Raw genomic sequence first — 18,112 nt, 5'->3', positions numbered from 1 at the left:
GACAATTTTCGCCAGCACGGCATTCGACAAGACAATGCGAAATGGATCTGACGTGACCGGTACAATGACCTCTTCCGCCCAGACCCAGGCTGCACCGGCGCGCGCCGGCGGGCCGCTGACCGGCTTCCGCATTGTCGAGTTCGCCGGCATCGGACCCGGCCCGTTTGCCTGCATGATGCTGGCGGACATGGGCGCGGAGGTGGTCACGCTCGATCGTGTCGGCGCCAGGAAGAATTTGAAATCGGTGGCCGGGCGCGGGCGAAAGGTCGTCGAACTCGACCTCAAGGACAAGGCTTCGATCGCGCAGGTCATGGATCTCCTGGCCAACGCCGACGCCCTGATCGAGGGCTTTCGTCCCGGCGTGATGGAGCGGCTGGGGCTCGGGCCGGACGTGGTGCTGGCGCGCAACCCGCGTCTCGTCTTTGGCCGGATGACCGGATGGGGACAGCAAGGCCCGCTGGCGCAGGCGGCCGGCCATGACATCAACTATATCTCGGTGACCGGCGCGCTGGCCGCGATCGGCACCGCGGAAAAGCCGGTACTGCCGCTCAATCTGGTCGGTGATTTCGGCGGCGGCGCGCTCTACCTCGTAGTCGGCGTGCTCGCGGCACTGCTCGAAGCGCAGAAATCGGGCAAGGGACAGGTGGTCGATGCCGCGATGTGCGACGGCGCGGCGTCGCTGATGTCGATGTTCTTCGACATGGCGGCCGCCGGCCGCTGGACCGAGCAGCGCGAGAGCAATTTCCTCGACGGCGGCGCGCACTTCTACGGCGTCTATGAATGCGCCTGCGGCCGGTTCATCTCGATCGGCTCGATCGAGCCGCAATTCTACACGCTGTTGCGCCAGCACGCCGGGCTGACGGATGCCGACTTCGATTCCCAGATGGATCGCAAGGCGTGGCCCGCGCTCAAGCAAAGACTGGTGGGGGTATTCAAGAGCAAGACCCGCGACGATTGGTGCGCGATCATGGAGGGCACCGACATCTGCTTCGCGCCGGTCCTGACTATGTCGGAAGCGCCCGAGCATCCCCACATGGCGGCCCGCGAGACTTTTGTCAGCCGCCACGGCGTCACCCAGCCCGCACCGGCACCGCGTTTCTCGCGCACGCCGTCAGCGATCAGGGACGCGGCAACGGCGGATATCGGCAAACTCACGGAAGAGTGGCGGGCGCGAAGGTAAAACTCCGTCGTCATTCCGGGATGGTCCGAAGGACCAGACCCGGAATCTCGAGCTTCCGGGTTCGACGCTTCGCGTCGCCCCGGAATGACACTGATCTACGCCGCGTCGTCCACCTTCAGCACGCCGCGGCGGATTTGGTCTTCCTCGATCGATTCGAACAGCGCCTTGAAATTGCCCTCGCCGAAACCGTCGTCACCCTTGCGTTGGATGAACTCGAAGAATATCGGTCCGATCGCGTTGGCGGAAAAAATCTGCAGCAGCACCTTGGTGTGGCCGCCGTCGACCACCCCTTCGCCGTCGATCAGGATGCCGTCGCGCTTCAACCGGGCGACGTCCTCGCCGTGGCCGGGTAGCCGCGCATCGATCTTCTCGAAATAGGTCTCCGGCGGCGCGGGCATGAACGGCAGGCCGGCCTCGCGCAAACCCTCGACCGTCCGGTAGATATCCTTGGCGCCGCAGGCGATGTGCTGAATGCCCTCGCCGCGATAGACATTGAGATATTCTTCGATCTGACCGGAATCGCCGGCGTCCTCGTTGATCGGGATCCGGATCTTGCCGTCAGGGCTGGTCAGCGCCCGCGAGAACAGGCCCGACGCGCGGCCTTCGATATCGAAGAAGCGAATCTGCCGGAAGTTGAACAGCCTTTCATAGAAGCCGGTCCAGACATCCATCCGGCCGCGATGGACGTTGTGGGTGAGGTGGTCGAGATAAAACAGCCCCGCGCCTTCCGGCCTCGGATTTTTGGCGCCGAACCATTCGAACTCGGCGTCGTAGGCCGAACCCCTGGCGCCGTAGCGATCGACGAAATAAAGCAGACTACCGCCGATGCCTTTGATGGCGGGAACATCGAGCGCCTTTTGCGCGGCGGGAATATCGGCGGCTTCCGCGCCGAGTGCCAGCGCGCGTTCATATGCGCGCTTCGCATCGACCACGCGAAACGCCATCGATGGCGCGCACGGGCCGTGCGCGGCGACGAAGGCAAAGCCGTGGCTGCCGGGCTCTTCATTGACCAGATAATTGATATCGCCCTGGCGATAGACCGTGATCTTCCTGGTCCGGTGGCGCGCGACCGCCACATAGCCCATCAGCTTGAACAGCGCGTGCAGTTCTGCCGGCTTGGGATGGGCGTATTCGACGAATTCAAAACCATCGGTTCCCATCGGATTGTCGGCGCTAACGGTCGCCGGCGGCGCGTCGTGCGGAAATGGACCCATGGCTGGTCTCCTTTGATTTCTAGAGGGCGATAGATATTCGGTCGCCGAAGCCGCAATGTGTGTGCAAAGGAATGGCTTTTCCGCTATATTGCGCATGATCCGTGCATCAGTGAGAGATTATTGCATGATATCTGTTGACGCCTTCGACCTCAAAATACTCGGCGCCTTGCAGGATGACGGCCGGTTGACCAATCAGCAATTGGCCGACATCGCCGGCCTGTCGGCATCGCAATGCTCGCGGCGGCGGATGCGGCTGGAGGAAGACAAGGTGATCTCGGGCTATCACGCCGACCTCGCGAGCGAAGCGCTCGGCTTTGGCGTCATCGCCTTTATCCACATTACGCTGGCGACCCATTCGCCCGACAACGCCAAACGGTTTCGCGCGCTGGTCAATCGCGTCGACGATATTCAGGAGGCCTATTCGCTCACGGGCGATGCCGATTATCTGCTGAAGGCCGTGCTGCGCGACCTGAAAAGCCTGTCCGACATCGTCAACAACGTGCTGATGCCGCACCAGAGCGTGGCCCATGTGCGCTCGTCGATCGTGCTGGATCGATTGAAGGAAAGCTCAAAGCTGCCGCTCAAGGAGTTGACGCGATAGCGCGCATGGCTGAAATCGAGGGAGATTCGCCATTCGAATTTGGATTCCGGTTTGCGATGCTGTTTGCCCATTCTCTATCACGTTGAATGGCTGTATGTCGCAGCGATGGCGGTGAGCTCCCTCTCCCCCTGCGGGAGAGGGTGGGGGTGAGGGGTTCAGGTCCATCGATAGTCCTAACCCCTCACCCGGATCGCATCTGACGATGCGATCCGACCTCTCCCACAAGGGGAGAGGTGGGCCGAATTTGTGGCGGCATCTGACAGGAAATTCGTTCAGACTCGGGCTCTAACCTACGAGGCCACCATGGCGCTGCAACTTCGGCCGAACTGCGAATATTGCGACAAGGACCTGCCGCCGCGCGCGACGGACGCGCGCATCTGCAGCTATGAATGCACCTTCTGCGCGGACTGCGCCGAGCACAAGCTTCACAATGTGTGCCCGAACTGCGGCGGCGGTTTTGCCCCGCGGCCGATCCGGCCGGCAACGGAGTGGCGGCCGGGATTATCGGTCGCCAAGCGTCCCCCGTCGGACAAGCGCGTGCATCTGTCGTTTGGCCCCGATGAGGTTGCGGCCTTCTCCGCAGGAATCATGGATATTCCGCCGGAAGAGCGCTGAATGATGATCACCGTCATTGCGAGGAGTGACGCGACGAAGCAATCCATCTTGCCGCCCCATGGATTGCTTCGCTGGCGCTCGCAATGACGGAATGAAGTTGTTGTCGACGAATCATGTCGCCGGCAGAATCGTGCCTTCGACTTCGCCAAAGCCGATCCGGTAGCCGTTGCCTTGGCAGCGGCCGCCGATGCTGAGGGAATCGCCGTCTTCGAGAAACGTCCGATTTATGCCGCGCGCCAGCTCCAGCGGGTCGGTGCCGTTCCAGGAGATTTCCAGCAGGCTGCCGCGCTGCTGCTTCTCCGGGCCGCTGATGGTGCCGCTGCCGAGGAGATCGCCGATATTCATGGCGCAGCCGGACGAGGCGTGATGCACCAGTTGCTGCACCGACGACCAGTACATGTATTTGAAATTGGTGCGGCAGATCCGCACCGGCGTATTCATCTGCTCGGCGCGCAGGGCGACATCGAGTTCCAGGTCGTAATTGTTCGGCTGCTTTTGCTGCAAATACGGCAGCGGCACCGGCTCCTGTGCGGGGCCATGGACGCGAAACGGCTCCAGCGCCTCGCGAGTAACGATCCACGGGCTGATCGAGGTCGCAAACGCCTTGGCCTGGAACGGCCCCAGCGGCACGTATTCCCACTGCTGGATATCGCGCGCGCTCCAGTCGTTCAACAGCACAAAGCCGAAGATCATGTCCTCCGCCTGCCGCTCGCTGAGCCTCTCGCCGATCGGCGAGGATTGTCCGATCACGACGCCCATTTCCAGCTCGAAATCGAGCCGCCTGCAGGGCCTGAAACTCGGCTGCTCCGCGCTCGGTGGCTTCAACTGACCGCGCGGCCGGCGCACTTTGGTGCCGGACACCACGACGGTCGAGGCGCGGCCGTTGTAGCCGATCGGCATATGCAGCCAGTTCGGCTGCAAGGCGTTGTCCTTGCCGCGGAACATGACGCCGACATTGGTGGCATGCTCTTTTGACGAATAGAAATCGGTGTAGCCGGCGACCGCGATCGGCAAATGCAGTTTCACCTGCGCCATCGGCACCAGCGCGCGTTGGCGCAGATGCGGATTGTCGCGAAGTTCGGGATTGTCGTGACGCAACAACTCGCTGATCCGCGCGCGGGTGCGCGACCACACCTTCGGGCCCAGCGCCATGAAGGGATTCAGCGTCGACGCCGCAAAGACCCCGAGGTCGCCGACTTCCAATCGGCAGTCCTGCTCGAGCTCCCACAGATCGAGCACATGATCGCCGATCGCGACGCCCACGCGAGGGGCTAGTCCGTCCGTGGTCGAAAACACGCCGTAGGGCAGATTCTGGATCGGAAAGTCCGACGCCGGATCGACTGGTACGAAAGAGCGAAGGGTGGGATCGTTGGGGTGGGGCATGGTTTTCCAAATTTGAGTTTGTGTTTCACCCTCCCCTGGAGGGGGAGGGTAAGCGAAACTTCACGGCCGGTTCGGATCGAACCGCTTTTCCAGCCCCTTCCAGCAGTCCGCATAATCATCCTGCAGCGTCGACGAGTTCGCCGCATGCGCGGTAACGTGCTGCGGATAGCGCGTCTCGAACATGAAGGCCATGGTGCCGGTCAGCTTGACCGGCTTCAATTCCGAATTGCTGGCGTGATCGAAGGCCTGGCGGTCCGGGCCGTGCGGCAGCATCATGTTATGCAGGCTGATGCCGCCGGGCGTGAAGCCCTGCGGCTTGGCGTCGTAGACGCCGTAGATCAGCCCCATGAATTCCGACATGATGTTCATGTGATACCACGGCGGACGGAAGGTGTTCTCCGCCACCGCCCAGCGCTCCGGGAAAATCACAAAGTCGATATTGGCAGTACCCGCGGTTTCCGACGGCGACGTCAGCACCGTGAAGATCGAGGGGTCGGGATGGTCGAAGCTGATGGCGCCGACAGGCGCGAAGGTCCGCAGATCGTATTTGTACGGCGCGTAATTGCCGTGCCACGCCACCACATCGATAGGTGAATGCGGCAATTGAGTCGAAAACAGCTGTCCGCCCCATTTGACGAACAATTCGGTCGGCGTGTCCTTGTCCTCATAGGCCGCCACCGGCGTGAGGAAGTCGCGCGCATTGGCAAGGCAGTTGGCGCCGATCGGCCCGCGCTCCGGCAGCGTGAAGGCGCCGCCGTAATTTTCGCAGAGATAACCGCGCGCCGGAACGCCTGTGATCTCGACGCGGAACTTGACGCCGCGCGGGATCACCACGATTTCGCCGGGCTCGGCATCGATCCGGCCGAATTCGGTGACGAAACGCAAATTGCCCTGCTGCGGCACGAACAGCATCTCGCCGTCGGCATTATAGAAATGCTGATCGACCATCGACTTTGTAATCAGAAACACGTGCGCGGCCATGCCGGCCTGGGTGTTGGCATCGCCCGCCGTGGTCATGGTCTGCACACCCTGCAGGAACGTCATGTCTTCCCTGGGGATCGGCGTCGGATCCCAGCGCAATTGCGCGATCGGCAGATCGGCCTCAAAGCAAGGCGCGCTACGCCACAGCCCGGCATCGACCTTGCTGAAGCGGCCGGAGTGCCGCACCGACGGCCGGATTCGATACAGCCATGAGCGTTCATTGCTGCCGCGCGGCGCCGTGAACGGCGAGCCCGACAGCTGTTCGGCGTAAAGCCCGTAGGCGCAGCGCTGCGGCGAATTGCGCCCGATCGGCAGCGCGCCGGGCAGTGCCTCGGTCTCAAAACTGTTGCCGAAGCCGGACATGTAGCCCGGCGTAATGTTGACCGAACTGCGGCTGACTACGTCAGGCGAGGTATTGATGTTCATGGTCATCCTCCTTGCAAGCTGGCCCACATTTCCCGGTCGCGTTCAGCGGTCCAGATCACGGGGTCGTCAATTCCTGATGCTTCGTCGAAGGCGCGCGAGACATTGAACGGCAGGCAGTGTTCGTAGATCGCAAAGCTCGAAAACTTCGGATCCATCACCTCGCGCGCTGCCGCCATCGTCTCCTTGAGGTTGCGGCCCCTGGCCACCGCGGTTTCCGCAGCACCATAGAGCGAGGTGACGAAATCGCGCGTCATCGCGATGGCGTCGCGACCGGTGGCCACACCCTTGAGGGCGTCGCCGCGTCCCGGCGCGATCGCCTTGGGATTGAACGCGCGGATTTCGTTCAGCGTCGCCGGCCACTCGCGCAAATGCGCGTCGCCGCAATAACACGCCGAATGATATTCGATCAGGTCGCCCGAAAACATCACTTCCGCATCAGGCACCCACGCCACGATATCGCCGGAGGTATGTCCCGCGCCGAGCGACATCAAACGCACTTCGCGTTTGCCGAGATAGATCGACATGTCGGTTTCGAACGTCAGCGTCGGCCAAGTCAGGCCGGGGATGCTTTCGGCATCCTGGAACAGCCGCGGAAAGCGGCCGTATTCGGAATCCCAGTCCTGCTGGCCGCGCTCCTCGACCAGCCGATGGGTTTCCGCAGACGCAATCACCGCCTGCGCCTTGTAGGCGGACGCGCCGAGCACCCGCACCGCATGATAATGCGACAGCACCACATACTTGATCGGCTTGTCGGTGACCGTGCGGACCCGCTCGATCACCTTATTGGCCATCGCCGGCGTCGCCTGGGCGTCGAACACGATGCAGCCGTCGTCGCCGACGATCACAGCGGAATTGGGATCGCCCTCGGCGGTGAAGGCGTAGAGATCGGTGCCGATTTCGGAGAAGGTGACTTTCTTCTCCGCCATGTCGGTCGTGGAAGCAAAACCCTTGGCCATCGATTCAATTCCCTGTGTGACAACGCTGAGTCTATCCCCGTCATTGCGAGGAGCGAAGCGACGAAGCAATCCAGCTTTGTCCTGGCTGGATGGATTGCTTCGCTTCGCTCGCAATGACGCTTTTAACCATGTTCATACGATTATTGTTGCTGTTGTTGCTGCTGGCTCGCCTCGACCATGCGGCGTTGCGCCAGCGCAATCGCTTCGCGCAGCACGACGAGATCGCCGATGTGGTTGGCAAGGATCAGAACCAGCGCCGTATCGAGATCGGCGCTCTGTTCGTCGGTCAATCCGCGGTGCGCCTCGACGACCGCGCGAAATGCGTCGTCGGGCCTGGCGAAATTCGAACTGGTCGACAATGCCATGATCTAAGCCTCAGTTGATGCCGGCGGCACGCACCAGCGCGGCGTCCAGCGCAGCACGGGTCGGGTGACGGAAGCGCGCGGCGACGTAACCGTCGGGCCGCAACAGATAGGCGGTGCCGGGCTCGGCATCGTAACGTGCCCCGAGCAACCCCGTGGGATCGGAAAGCCCGTCATCGCCGCCAATGCGGATCACGCCGACGCCATCAGGCAAATCAACCGCTGCGCCGTTGCTGAACTCGAGCAGCGTGAACCGCGTGCCCGTTTGGATGAAGGCTTCGGTCAGAAACGCCAGCTTGCCGCTGCTCCCACCGACCGGCGCGTCGGGGATGGAAGCGCCAGGCCGCGGCCCACTGCGCCACGCATCGCCATCCTCGGTCGATAGCGGCGAATCATAGACCGAGGGCACCGAGAGCCGTCCGCCATTGATCATGCGCTTGCCGAATTCGGTCTCCCGCGCCAACGACAGTACCGCCCTTCGCAAGCGCGCTTCCTGGCGAGAGGTCGGCGCCATGAAATCGGTCGAGCGGGTCGACTCCCGGATGTTCTCGTCGGCCGCCGCACTGCGCTCGCTGTGATAGCTCTCGAGCAGGATTTCCGGCGAACTCTTCCGCAGCACGCGGTCCAGTTTCCAGGCCAGGTTCTCGGCGTCCTCCAGCCCGGAATTGGCGCCGCGCGCGCCGAACGGCGAGACCTGATGCGCGGCGTCACCGGCAAAGATCACGCGGCCGTGGATGAATCTCTCCATCCGCCGGCACTGGAATTTGTACAGCGAGATCCATTCGAACTCGAATTTCTCGTGCCCGAGCATGCGCGCGATCCGTGGCCGCACATTCTCGGGCGCCTTCTCCACCGCGGGATCCGCGTCGGGGTTGAGTTGCAGGTCGATCCGCCAGATGTCGTCCGGCTGCTTGTGCAACAGTGCCGAACGTCCCGTGTGAAACGGCGGGTCGAACCAGAACCAGCGCTCGGTCGGAAATTCCGCGGTCATCCGGACGTCGGCAATCAGGAATTGATCCTCGAACACCTTCCCGGCAAATTCCGCGCCGACCATTTGCCGCAACGACGACCGCGCGCCGTCGCAGGCGACGACATAGTTCGCGCGCAGCCGATAGGGGCCGTCCGGCGTCTCCACCGTCAGCACCACATGGTCGTTACGTTGTTCCAGCCCGCACACCCTATTGCGCCAGCGCAAATCGATCGCGGCAAGCTCCTGGACGCGATCGACGAGATAGGCTTCGGCGTAGAATTGCTGGAGGTTGATGAAGGCGGGCCGCTTGTGGCCCTGCTCCGGCAACAGATTGAATTGATAAAGCTGCGAGGCGCCGTGAAAGATCTTGCCGACGCTCCACACCACGCCCTTGTCGACCATGCGGCCGCCGACGCCGAGCCGGTCCCAGTATTCCAGCGAGCGCTTGGAAAAGCAGATCGCGCGCGAACCCTCGCCGATCCGGTCGGCATCGTCGAGCAGCACCACGGGCTGACCGCGCTGCGCCAGATCAATCGCAAGCGACAACCCGACCGGCCCGGCGCCGACCACCACAACAGGGTGTTCAGCCGTATTGGCGCCGGCCCGGTCCTGGTCGACGTGGCGGCGATAACCGAACTGGGCTCTGGACTGCTGCGTCATGCGCTTAACGTTGCTCTGGCCAAGGGACGGCGCCCGGCTTAAGATAGTCGCATCTGCAACTATCTAAACGCCTCCGGCGTTTCCACGTCAACTCCCATTGGAGCGGTTTTTGCCAAAAGCGTTTTCAAGCGAAGTGGATGCCGGTTCGCGCCAGGAAAACGCGTCCAAAGGAAGCCCCACGCTCGACCTGTTCCGATTTGTGCCGTTCCGGCTGAATCGGCTGGCGGCCGAGGTTTCGGCCGCGCTGTCGACCGAATATCACGCGCGCTATGGACTGGACATTCCGGAATGGCGGGTGCTGGCGACACTAGGCTTCCGCGACGATGCGTGCAGCGCCCAATACATTGCGCATTGCACCCGGACCCACAAATCCACCATCAGCCGCGCCGTCACCGCGTTGATGACGCGGCAACTGGTCGAACGCGTCGAGAATGAAGACGACCGCCGCGAGTTCGCGCTGCGCATGACGCGGAAGGGCAAGGCGCTGTACCACGAACTGATCCCGCTCCTGAAGCGCAAGGAGCAGGACATCCTGTCCTGCCTCTCCGCGCAGGAGCGCAAGGATTTTGAGCGCTTGCTCGGCAAGATCGAGAAAGGTCTCGATCTGGTGCAGACCAGCGAGGAGGCGAGCAAGACGGAGGCGTATTGACACGTGCTCCCTCATGGTGAGGAGCGCGCTCTTGCGCGCGTCTCGAACCATGAGCAGCGTTTATGTCGCCATCCTTCGAGACGCGGCGAAGACGCCGCTCCTCAGGATGAGGGCAAGCACCATCGCTCACTGCGCAGCCGTCACCACGATCTCCACAATATGCGGCGGTTCAAGATCGACGCCGATGCAGGCCCGCATCGGCGGATTGCTGGCATCGACCCATTCATCCCAGGCGCGGTTCATCTCGTCTTTCCGCTTGATGTCGGTGACGTAGACGATGGCCGAGAGGATCCTGCTCTTGTCCGAGCCGCACAGCGCGAGGCTTTCGTCGATGCGGGCGAGAGCCTTTGCGGTCTGCTCGTACATCGAGGAGGTAACCGGATCGGGCGCGACCGCCACTGTGAACACAAGGCCGTCGTGAACGACCGCGCGGCTGCGGGTCGGCGTAAGTCCGGGAAAGCGGCTGATCACGGCTTGCCCGCGAACGAGCGCGACGGCGGCAAATGCAGGGCAAAGGCATCGACCTTGTCGCTGGCGCGCGGATAGATCTCGCTGACAACAGGATCGTGACCGGGGATGATGCGGTCGGGGTGGCCTGCGAGCCGCTCGACGGTTTCCCAGCCCACGCACATGTCGCCGATGTTGTAGACGATCGGAAACGGACTGCGACGGTGCAGATTGCCGTAGTAATGCGCGGCATCGGATGCCAGCACCACCGGCCCGCGCGCGGTCTCGACCCGCACCACCTGCAGGCCGTCGGAATGGCCACCGACCCGATGCAGCGTCACGCCGGGCGCGACTTCGCCATCCCCCGAGTGAAACGTGACGCGCTCGCTGAAGACATGGCGGACCATCAGCGTCACATGCTCGACCGAAAACGGATGGCGCAGCGCCCCGAAGCACATGCAGCGCCCGGTCGCAAAGCTCATCTCGCGGTCCTGCAGATGAAATCGCGCGTTCGGAAACAGATCGAGATTGCCGGCGTGGTCGTAATGCAGATGGGTGACGACGACGTCCTTGAGGTCGTCGGCCCTAACCCCAAACCGCGCCAGCGCCTCAACCGGATTGAGCGTGAGCTTGCGATTTCGCAACTGTGCCTCGGCGGCGTTGAAGCCGGTATCGACCAGAATCTCGCGGCCGCCGCCTCTGATCAGCCAGACGAAATAGTCGAGGTCCGCACCGGTGGTCTCATGCGGATCCGGCACGAGATAGTTGAGGTGGGGTGTGCGCGGCGACATCGTCGCATAGCGCAGCGCGTAGATTTCGTAGGCGTTTCCCATCGGTTCCACTTTTGTTGGTTGCGATCAGCCGATCTCCGCACCAAGCCATCATCATGTCGAAAGGTCAAACTTCGCGGTTAGCGCCGGGCGATGGAACGGTTAATTGACGGGATCGGTGGCGGCCTTTCGAACAGTTGACAGGGCTTGCGAGCCCGGTTTGATAATGCGGTTTGCGTAGAGTAAGGTCGCCGAGGCGCGAGCTGGTGTCGGCGCCTTGTCGGTTGGACCGCTATTTCATGAGAATTCGCCTCGCATTGCTGGTGGGATTGATTTTGTCGGTCGCGCCGATTGCTCCGTCCTTCGCAACGGAACGGTATGCGCTGGTGATCGGCAACGCCAAATATCCCGACGCCGATGCGCCGCTCAAGGAACCCATCAACGACGCCCGCGACGTCGCCGATGAGCTCAAGCGCTACGGCTTCAGCGTCGAGGTCGGAGAAAATCTGACCGGCGAGGCGATGCGTCGCGCCTTCGACAAGCTTTATGGCCGCATCAAGCCCGGCTCGGTCGCGCTGATTTTCTTCAGCGGGTTTGGCGTTCAGTCCTCCCGCCAGAGCTACATGATCCCGGTCGATGCCCAGATCTGGACCGAACCGGATGTGCGCCGCGACGGCATAAGCCTGGAAACCGTGCTGGGCGAAATCAACAACCGCGGCGCTGGCGTCAAGATTGCGCTGATCGATGCGTCCAGGCGCAATCCGTTCGAGCGCCGGTTCCGAAGTTTTTCCGCCGGCCTCGCCCCGGTGATTGCGCCGAACGGAACGCTGGTGATGTATTCGGCGGCGCTGAGTTCGGTCGTCTCCGACAATGGCGGCGATCACAGCCTGTTCGTGCAGGAGCTGCTCAAGGAAATCCGCGTTCCCGATCTGATGGCCGAGGAGACGCTGAATCGGACCCGCGTCGGCGTCACCCGCGCCTCCCGCAGCGAGCAGGTGCCGTGGATTTCCTCCTCCCTGGCCGAGGACTTTTCCTTTATCCCCGGCGCGACGGGGCGGCCGCCCGGTCCGGCGGTGGCGACGCTGCCGCAGCCGGTTCAGCCGATCCCCGACCCCGTGCTTCCGCCGCCGCCGCGCTACAACCCTCCACCACTAAAGCCGGTCGACGTCCCCGCTGCTCCCGTTGAAAAGCCCGCCGACAACAACGACGGATCGACAGCGGTAGTGCTCGCCGATGACCCGACCATCAAAACACTGACCGCCAAGCTTGCCGACAATCCCGACGACGCCAACGCGCTTTATCGGCGCGGACAGGTCTATGCCAGCAAGGGGGCGTACAGCCTCGCGATCCGGGATTTCGACGACTCGATCAGGCTGAACCCCAAGGACGTCGAAGCCTTCAACAACCGCTGCTGGGCGCGCGCGGTCATTGGCGATCTGCAGGCGGCCTTGAAGGATTGCAACGAGGCGCTGCGGCTGCGCCCCAATTTCGTCGACGCGCTGGACAGCCGTGGCCTGGTTAACCTGAAGAGCGGGCTCGCAAAAAACGCGATCGCCGATTTTGACGCCGCGCTCAGGATCAATCCGAGATTGACCTCGTCGCTGTACGGGCGCGGCCTTGCCAAGCAGCGCAACGGCTCAATTTCAGAGGGCGAATTGGATATATCCAATGCCAAGGCCATGGATCCGAATATTGTCAAGGAATTCGCCGATTACGGGGTGCATTGACGGTAATTTGGGGTGAAGGCGGGCGGCGGCCTGAACCCCCGAGCCGGCGCCAGATACCTACGAGTAGGGCGCCGCGACCATTTTGTCGGCGGCTTGTTTGCAAAATCCATTGGAATTGCGCGGGCAGCGCAGGAGGGACTGGCAATGTCGAAAATTTCTGGAAGGAGAGGTCTTGCCGCGATCGTTTCGCTTCTGACCATCGGCGCCGCACTTTCCTTTGGCATGGCCAAAGCGGTCGCCGCCGATGACGTCACCGAGGATCAGATCGTCAAGGCGCTAGCGCCTCCGGCCAAGAAGCCCCTGACGCGGGGCCTGTCGGTGGTCCCGCAGACCGAGACCAATCCGGCGGCCACCGCGGCCGAGGGCCGTTTCGTTCAGACCATCCGCAACCGGACCACGCGTTCGCTCTCGGTCACCGAGCGCGAAGAGATCGCCACGATCGCCAAGGACAAGCCGAATATCGACCTGGAAATCACCTTCGATTACAATTCGGCCGACATCAGCGCGAAATCGCTGCCCGCGGTCCAGGCGCTGGGCCGCGCGCTGACCAATCCCGATCTGAAGGGCTCGACCTTCATCGTCGCCGGTCATACCGACGCCGCCGGCGGCGAGGCTTACAACCAGGACCTCTCCGAGCGCCGCGCCGACTCGATCAAGCGTTATCTGACCGACAAATTCGGCATTGCCGGCACCGACCTCGTGACCGTCGGATACGGCAAGAGCAAGCTCAAGGACCCCAGCAATCCGATGGCGGAAGTCAACCGCCGCGTGCAGGTCGTCAACATGGCGAACAAGGCCACCGCGTCGAAGTGAACGGTGAAGTGTACCGGTTGTGGCGCTGAGAGTTTTGCCGCTACACTGCGTCCCGCACCCCTGCGGGACGTTTTCTCGTCATCGCGGGGAGCGACGTGACGAAGCTATCCGGACTTTAGTCATTCCGGGGCGACGCGAAGGATCGAACCCGGAATCTCGAGATTCCGGGTCTGGTGCTAGCGCACCATCCCGGAATGACGCCGTCTGGATTGCCTCGCTTCGCTCGCAATGACGCCTCAACGTTCCACCCGACGCTAGCCCTGGATTGATCCGGCGATGAACCTCTCCGAATACCTCAAGCCTGCGTTAGCGGTGGTCTTCGTGGCCGTGCTGGGGAGCGGATGGTATTGGATTGAGCATCGTCCGCGCGTCGAGGAAAAGGAAACGCCGAGCACCGCCCTGGTCGTCGTGACCAAAGCCACCAATGCCTGTTTCTCCGACCTGGTGCGGGTCACCGGATTTATCGTGCCGCGCCGGGAGGCGGTGGTCGGGGTTGACCAGGAGGGCTCCAAGGTTACCGATGTCTTGGTCCGCGAAGGCGACATGGTCACCGACAATCAGGAACTGGCCCGGCTGACGGCGCCGCCGGCGCAGCCCGGAAGATCGTCGCCGGGGCCGGTGTCGTTGCGCGCGCCGGCCGCGGGCCTCGTCACCGAGGTCAGGACCGTGGTGGGCGCACCGGCCTCGCCGCAGGCCGGGCCGATGTTCCGCATTTCCGTCAATAACGAAATCGAGCTGGATGCGGAAGTGCCCGCCGTCCACGTGCTGAAGCTCAATCCAGGCGCCACGGTGCGGATCAGCCGGGACAATGCGCCGGATCTGGTGGGGCGCGTGCGGCTGATCTCACCGCAGATCGATCGCACCACCCAGCTCGGCCATGTCAGGATCACGCTCACCAATAACCCCTCGCTCAAGGTCGGCATGTTCGCCCGCGCCAATATCGACGCCAAGCGCAGTTGCGGCGTGGCGATTCCGCGCACCGCCATTGACCATCTGACGGTCCAGGTGGTCAAAGGGAATACGGTTGAGACGCGGAAGGTAAAGGTCGGGCTGGTGTCCGACACCTCGACGGAAATTCTTGAAGGCCTCGACGTCGGCGAAACCGTCGTGGCCGACGCTGGCTCCTCGCTGCATGACGGCGACCAGATCAAGACCACGTTCGCCGAGGACCTCGATCGAACGCGGGTACGCTGATGGCTCTGAATATCTCGGCATGGTCGATCCGAAATCCACTGCCCTCCATCGTATTTTCGATCATCCTGCTGGTGCTGGGCTGGGTCAGCTTCACCAAGCTGGCGGTGACGCGACTGCCCAGCGCCGACATCCCCGTGATCTCGGTCGCGGTCTCGCAATTCGGCGCCGCCCCGGCCGAACTTGAATCGCAGGTCACCAAGACGATCGAAGACGGCGTGTCGGGCGTCGAGGGCGTGCGGCACATTTCATCGTCGATCACCGACGGGCTGTCGCTGACGACGATCCAGTTCGCGCTTGAGACCAACACCGACCGCGCGCTGAACGACGTCAAGGACGCCGTTACCCGCGTGCGCTCAAACCTGCCGCAAAATGTCACCGAGCCGCTGATCCAGCGCGTCGACGTCATCGGCCTGCCGATCGTCACCTATGCCGCGATCTCGCCCGGCAAGACTCCCGAACAGCTGTCCTATTTCGTCGACGACGTCGTCAAACGCGCTTTGCAGGGCGTGCGCAACGTCGCCCAGGTCGAGCGTATCGGCGGTGTCGAGCGCGAGATTCTGGTCTCGCTCGACCCCGACCGGCTGCAGGCCGCGGGCCTGACCGCGGTCAATGTCAGCCAAAGCCTGCGCGGCACCAATGTCGACCTCGCCGGCGGCCGGGCCGAAATCGGCAAGAACGATCAGGCGATCCGGACCCTGGCCGGCGCCAAGACGCTAAACGATCTGGCGGGAACCATGATCCCGCTGTTCGGCGGCGGCGAGGTGCGGCTCGACGATCTCGGCACCGTCACCGACACCATCGCCGACCGCCGGACGTTTGCGCGCTTCAATGGCGAACCGGTGGTGGCGCTCGGTATCAAGCGTTCCAAAGGCGCCAGCGACGTCGTGGTCGCGGCCGCCGTGCAGAAGCGCATCGACGCGCTGAAAATCGCCTATCCCGACGTCGACCTGAAACTGATCGACACCTCGGTGGAGTTTACAAAAGGCAATTACGAGGCCGCGATCTCGACCCTGTTCGAAGGCGCCATTCTCGCCGTCATCATTGTGCTGTTGTTCCTGCGCGATATCAGGGCGACCATGATCGCCGCGATCTCGCTGCCGCTGTCGATCTTCCCGGCGTTCTGGGCGATGGACATTTTGGGATTCTCGCTGAACCTGGTCAGCTTCCTCGCGATCACGCTGTCGACCGGTATTCTTGTCGACGACGCCATCGTCGAGATCGAGAACATCGTGCGCCATATGCGGATGGGCAAGTCGCCCTATCGCGCCGCGCTGGAGGCCGCCGACGAAATCGGCCTCGCCGTGATCGCGATCTCGCTGACCATCATCGCGATCTTCGCCCCGGCAAGCTTCATGTCGGGGATCGCCGGGCAATTCTTCAAGCAGTTCGGCATCACGGTTTCGGTGCAGGTGTTCTTCTCGCTGCTGGCCGCGCGTTTCGTCACGCCGATGCTGGCCGCCTATTTCCTGAAGCATCACGAACATGACGATCCGTCGCCGGGACGCGCATTCCACGCCTACACCCGGCTCGTGACCTGGTCGGTCCGACATCACTTCATCACCGTGCTGATCGGCTTCGGCATCTTCGCCGCCTCGATCTGGAGCATCACGCTGTTGCCGCAGGGCTTCCTGCCGGCACAGGATACGGCGCGCTCACTGCTGGCGATGGAACTGCCGCCGGGATCCCAGCTCGCCTATACCGAGAAGGTGACCGAGGAAATCGTCGCGCGGCTGCGCAAGCGGCCCGAAGTCGAGAGCGTGTTCGTCGACGGCGGCCGGGTGCCGCCGGGCACGTTCGAGGTGCGCCGCGCCGCGCTGATCATCAACTACACCCCGAAAACCCAGCGCAAGATCACGCAGCGCGAACTCGAACTCGAGATCGGCCGCGAGCTCGAAAACGTCCCTGATATCCGCTACTGGTTCCTCGACGAAAACGGTTTGCGCGCGGTGTCGCTGGTGGTAACGGGCGCGGACAGCAACATCGTCGCCAACGTCGCCAGCGAACTCGCCAACCAGATGAAGCGGATTCCGCTGATCTCGGATGTTATTTCCGAAACCTCGCTGGACCGGCCCGAATTGCGGATCCAGCCACGGGCCGATCTCGCCGCCCGGCTTGGCGTTTCCACCGAAAGCCTGTCACAGACGATCCGTGTGGCCACGATCGGCGACGTCGGTCCGGCGCTGGCAAAATTCGACGCCGGCGACCGGCTGGTGCCGATCCGGGTGCAGCTCGAGGACTCCGCGCGCGGTGACCTGCCCCTGCTCGAGCAGTTGCGGGTGCCGCTCGGCGTGCGTGGCGAGAAGGGCGGCGTGCCGCTGTCGGTCGTCGCCGACATCAAGCTCGATCAGGGCCCGACCAGCATCAACCGTTATGATCGGGAACGTCAGGCCACCGTCGCGGCCGACCTCGTCGGCACCGCAGCGCTCGGCGACGCCACCAAGAAGATCTACGACCTGCCGGTCATGAAAACCCTGCCCAAAGGCGTGAAGGTGAGCCCGTCGGGCGATGCCGAAAGCCTCAACGAATTGTCGGAGGGCTTTGCCACCGCGATCACCGCCGGGCTGATGATGGTCTATGCGGTGCTGGTGCTGCTGTTCGGTACCTTCCTGCAGCCGATCACCATCCTGTTCTCGCTGCCGCTCTCGATCGGCGGCGCGATCATGGCGCTGCTGCTGACCGGCAAGCAGCTGACGACGCCGGTGTGGATCGGCATCCTGATGCTGATGGGCATCGTCACCAAGAACGCCATCATGCTGGTGGAGTTCGCGGTGGAATCGATGCGCGAAGGCGTGGCGCGCGACGCGGCGATCATCGACGCCGGCATGAAGCGCGCCCGTCCCATCGTCATGACCACGATCGCGATGGTCGCCGGCATGATGCCCTCGGCGCTGGCGTTCGGCGCCGGCGGCGAATTCCGCTCGCCGATGGCACTCGCCGTGATCGGCGGACTGTTGTTCTCCACGGTCTTGTCGCTGGTGTTCGTGCCGGCGATGTTCATGATGATGGACGACATCGGCACGCTGTTCTGGCGCTTCGGCAAGAAGCTGTTGGCCCAAAGCGGCGATACCGAGCACCCGCCGGCCGATCATTCCGCCGATCACAAACCGCCACCGCCGACCATCGTGCGTTCGCCCGCGGCGGAGTGAGGGGTGGGGCTCTCACAC

Annotated in this window: 16 protein-coding genes; 8 read left to right on the top strand and 8 right to left on the bottom strand. The window is 63.1% G+C overall.

Annotation, left to right across the window (positions count from 1 at the left end; genetic code table 11):
• Positions 1–64: 64 nt before the first annotated feature.
• Entirely contained in the window at positions 65–1,180 is a 1,116-nt protein-coding gene (locus B5527_RS43055) for a CaiB/BaiF CoA transferase family protein (protein WP_079606912.1), read from the top strand.
• Between the two features lie 95 nt (positions 1,181–1,275).
• Here the strand turns inward: B5527_RS43055 and hppD are convergent, their stop codons facing one another.
• Entirely contained in the window at positions 1,276–2,394 is a 1,119-nt protein-coding gene (gene hppD / locus B5527_RS43050) for a 4-hydroxyphenylpyruvate dioxygenase (protein ID WP_079606911.1), read from the bottom strand.
• A gap of 124 nt (positions 2,395–2,518) precedes the next feature.
• On the opposite strand from hppD, the gene B5527_RS43045 reads away from it, so the two are divergent.
• The gene (locus B5527_RS43045) at positions 2,519–2,995 is read left to right on the top strand and encodes an Lrp/AsnC family transcriptional regulator (RefSeq protein WP_079606910.1); all 477 of its coding nucleotides are present in this window, start codon (positions 2,519–2,521) and stop codon (positions 2,993–2,995) included.
• A gap of 303 nt (positions 2,996–3,298) precedes the next feature.
• Complete coding sequence (locus tag B5527_RS43040; RefSeq protein ID WP_079606909.1) at positions 3,299–3,610, top strand: DUF1272 domain-containing protein; 312 nt, start codon at positions 3,299–3,301, stop codon at positions 3,608–3,610.
• Between the two features lie 111 nt (positions 3,611–3,721).
• On the opposite strand, the gene fahA is transcribed toward B5527_RS43040, so the two are convergent.
• The 5 genes from fahA to B5527_RS43015 form a co-directional block, all read right to left on the bottom strand.
• The gene (fahA, locus tag B5527_RS43035; protein ID WP_079606908.1) at positions 3,722–4,993 is read right to left on the bottom strand and encodes a fumarylacetoacetase; all 1,272 of its coding nucleotides are present in this window, start codon (positions 4,991–4,993) and stop codon (positions 3,722–3,724) included.
• Positions 4,994–5,053: 60 nt separating this feature from the next.
• Positions 5,054–6,400, bottom strand: a complete 1,347-nt coding sequence (hmgA, locus tag B5527_RS43030; protein WP_079607936.1) for a homogentisate 1,2-dioxygenase — start codon at positions 6,398–6,400, stop codon at positions 5,054–5,056.
• Between the two features lie 2 nt (positions 6,401–6,402).
• The gene (locus B5527_RS43025; protein ID WP_079606907.1) at positions 6,403–7,356 is read right to left on the bottom strand and encodes an MBL fold metallo-hydrolase; all 954 of its coding nucleotides are present in this window, start codon (positions 7,354–7,356) and stop codon (positions 6,403–6,405) included.
• A gap of 140 nt (positions 7,357–7,496) precedes the next feature.
• On the bottom strand, positions 7,497–7,721 hold the full coding sequence (locus B5527_RS43020) for a DUF2783 domain-containing protein (protein WP_079606906.1): 225 nt from the start codon (positions 7,719–7,721) through the stop codon (positions 7,497–7,499).
• Positions 7,722–7,731: 10 nt separating this feature from the next.
• Positions 7,732–9,348 (bottom strand): FAD-dependent oxidoreductase, encoded by a 1,617-nt coding sequence (locus B5527_RS43015; protein WP_079606905.1) that lies wholly within the window; start codon positions 9,346–9,348, stop codon positions 7,732–7,734.
• Between the two features lie 133 nt (positions 9,349–9,481).
• On the opposite strand from B5527_RS43015, the gene B5527_RS43010 reads away from it, so the two are divergent.
• Positions 9,482–9,997, top strand: coding sequence for a MarR family winged helix-turn-helix transcriptional regulator (locus B5527_RS43010; protein ID WP_079607935.1), 516 nt, complete (start codon positions 9,482–9,484; stop codon positions 9,995–9,997).
• A gap of 126 nt (positions 9,998–10,123) precedes the next feature.
• Here B5527_RS43010 and B5527_RS43005 read toward each other — a convergent pair whose 3' ends face one another.
• Positions 10,124–10,468 (bottom strand): RidA family protein, encoded by a 345-nt coding sequence (locus B5527_RS43005; protein WP_245332451.1) that lies wholly within the window; start codon positions 10,466–10,468, stop codon positions 10,124–10,126.
• Positions 10,465–11,277, bottom strand: coding sequence for an N-acyl homoserine lactonase family protein (locus B5527_RS43000; RefSeq protein WP_079606904.1), 813 nt, complete (start codon positions 11,275–11,277; stop codon positions 10,465–10,467). The genes B5527_RS43005 and B5527_RS43000 overlap by 4 nt, the downstream gene beginning before the upstream one ends.
• Positions 11,278–11,513: 236 nt before the next feature.
• Here B5527_RS43000 and B5527_RS42995 point away from each other — a divergent pair, with 236 nt between their 5' ends.
• The 4 genes from B5527_RS42995 to B5527_RS42980 all read left to right on the top strand — a co-directional run bounded on the left by B5527_RS42995 (position 11,514) and on the right by B5527_RS42980 (position 18,094).
• Positions 11,514–12,941 (top strand): caspase family protein, encoded by a 1,428-nt coding sequence (locus tag B5527_RS42995; RefSeq protein ID WP_079606903.1) that lies wholly within the window; start codon positions 11,514–11,516, stop codon positions 12,939–12,941.
• Positions 12,942–13,085: 144 nt separating this feature from the next.
• Positions 13,086–13,754 (top strand): OmpA family protein, encoded by a 669-nt coding sequence (locus tag B5527_RS42990; protein ID WP_079606902.1) that lies wholly within the window; start codon positions 13,086–13,088, stop codon positions 13,752–13,754.
• Between the two features lie 276 nt (positions 13,755–14,030).
• Positions 14,031–14,948 (top strand): efflux RND transporter periplasmic adaptor subunit, encoded by a 918-nt coding sequence (locus tag B5527_RS42985; protein ID WP_079606901.1) that lies wholly within the window; start codon positions 14,031–14,033, stop codon positions 14,946–14,948.
• On the top strand, positions 14,948–18,094 hold the full coding sequence (locus B5527_RS42980) for an efflux RND transporter permease subunit (RefSeq protein WP_079606900.1): 3,147 nt from the start codon (positions 14,948–14,950) through the stop codon (positions 18,092–18,094). Before B5527_RS42985 ends, B5527_RS42980 begins: the two co-directional genes overlap by 1 nt.
• Positions 18,095–18,112 lie beyond the last annotated feature (18 nt).

This window comes from Bradyrhizobium erythrophlei (assembly GCF_900129425.1).
In the GTDB taxonomy this organism is placed as follows: Bacteria; Pseudomonadota; Alphaproteobacteria; order Rhizobiales; family Xanthobacteraceae; genus Bradyrhizobium; species Bradyrhizobium erythrophlei_C.
This window is presented reverse-complemented; position numbering and strand designations above follow the sequence as displayed.

What these genes read in the sequence shown, in the direction of transcription:
- B5527_RS43000 (WP_079606904.1), bottom strand. Translation starts at nt 11,277, where the DNA reads ATGGGAAACGCCTACGAAATCTACGCGCTGCGCTATGCGACGATGTCG.
- B5527_RS42990 (WP_079606902.1), top strand. Translation starts at nt 13,086, where the DNA reads ATGTCGAAAATTTCTGGAAGGAGAGGTCTTGCCGCGATCGTTTCGCTT.
- B5527_RS43055 (WP_079606912.1), top strand. Translation starts at nt 65, where the DNA reads ATGACCTCTTCCGCCCAGACCCAGGCTGCACCGGCGCGCGCCGGCGGG.
- hmgA (WP_079607936.1), bottom strand. Translation starts at nt 6,400, where the DNA reads ATGAACATCAATACCTCGCCTGACGTAGTCAGCCGCAGTTCGGTCAAC.
- B5527_RS43040 (WP_079606909.1), top strand. Translation starts at nt 3,299, where the DNA reads ATGGCGCTGCAACTTCGGCCGAACTGCGAATATTGCGACAAGGACCTG.
- B5527_RS43015 (WP_079606905.1), bottom strand. Translation starts at nt 9,348, where the DNA reads ATGACGCAGCAGTCCAGAGCCCAGTTCGGTTATCGCCGCCACGTCGAC.
- B5527_RS43020 (WP_079606906.1), bottom strand. Translation starts at nt 7,721, where the DNA reads ATGGCATTGTCGACCAGTTCGAATTTCGCCAGGCCCGACGACGCATTT.
- fahA (WP_079606908.1), bottom strand. Translation starts at nt 4,993, where the DNA reads ATGCCCCACCCCAACGATCCCACCCTTCGCTCTTTCGTACCAGTCGAT.
- B5527_RS42985 (WP_079606901.1), top strand. Translation starts at nt 14,031, where the DNA reads ATGAACCTCTCCGAATACCTCAAGCCTGCGTTAGCGGTGGTCTTCGTG.
- B5527_RS42995 (WP_079606903.1), top strand. Translation starts at nt 11,514, where the DNA reads ATGAGAATTCGCCTCGCATTGCTGGTGGGATTGATTTTGTCGGTCGCG.
- B5527_RS43025 (WP_079606907.1), bottom strand. Translation starts at nt 7,356, where the DNA reads ATGGCCAAGGGTTTTGCTTCCACGACCGACATGGCGGAGAAGAAAGTC.
- B5527_RS42980 (WP_079606900.1), top strand. Translation starts at nt 14,948, where the DNA reads ATGGCTCTGAATATCTCGGCATGGTCGATCCGAAATCCACTGCCCTCC.
- hppD (WP_079606911.1), bottom strand. Translation starts at nt 2,394, where the DNA reads ATGGGTCCATTTCCGCACGACGCGCCGCCGGCGACCGTTAGCGCCGAC.
- B5527_RS43045 (WP_079606910.1), top strand. Translation starts at nt 2,519, where the DNA reads ATGATATCTGTTGACGCCTTCGACCTCAAAATACTCGGCGCCTTGCAG.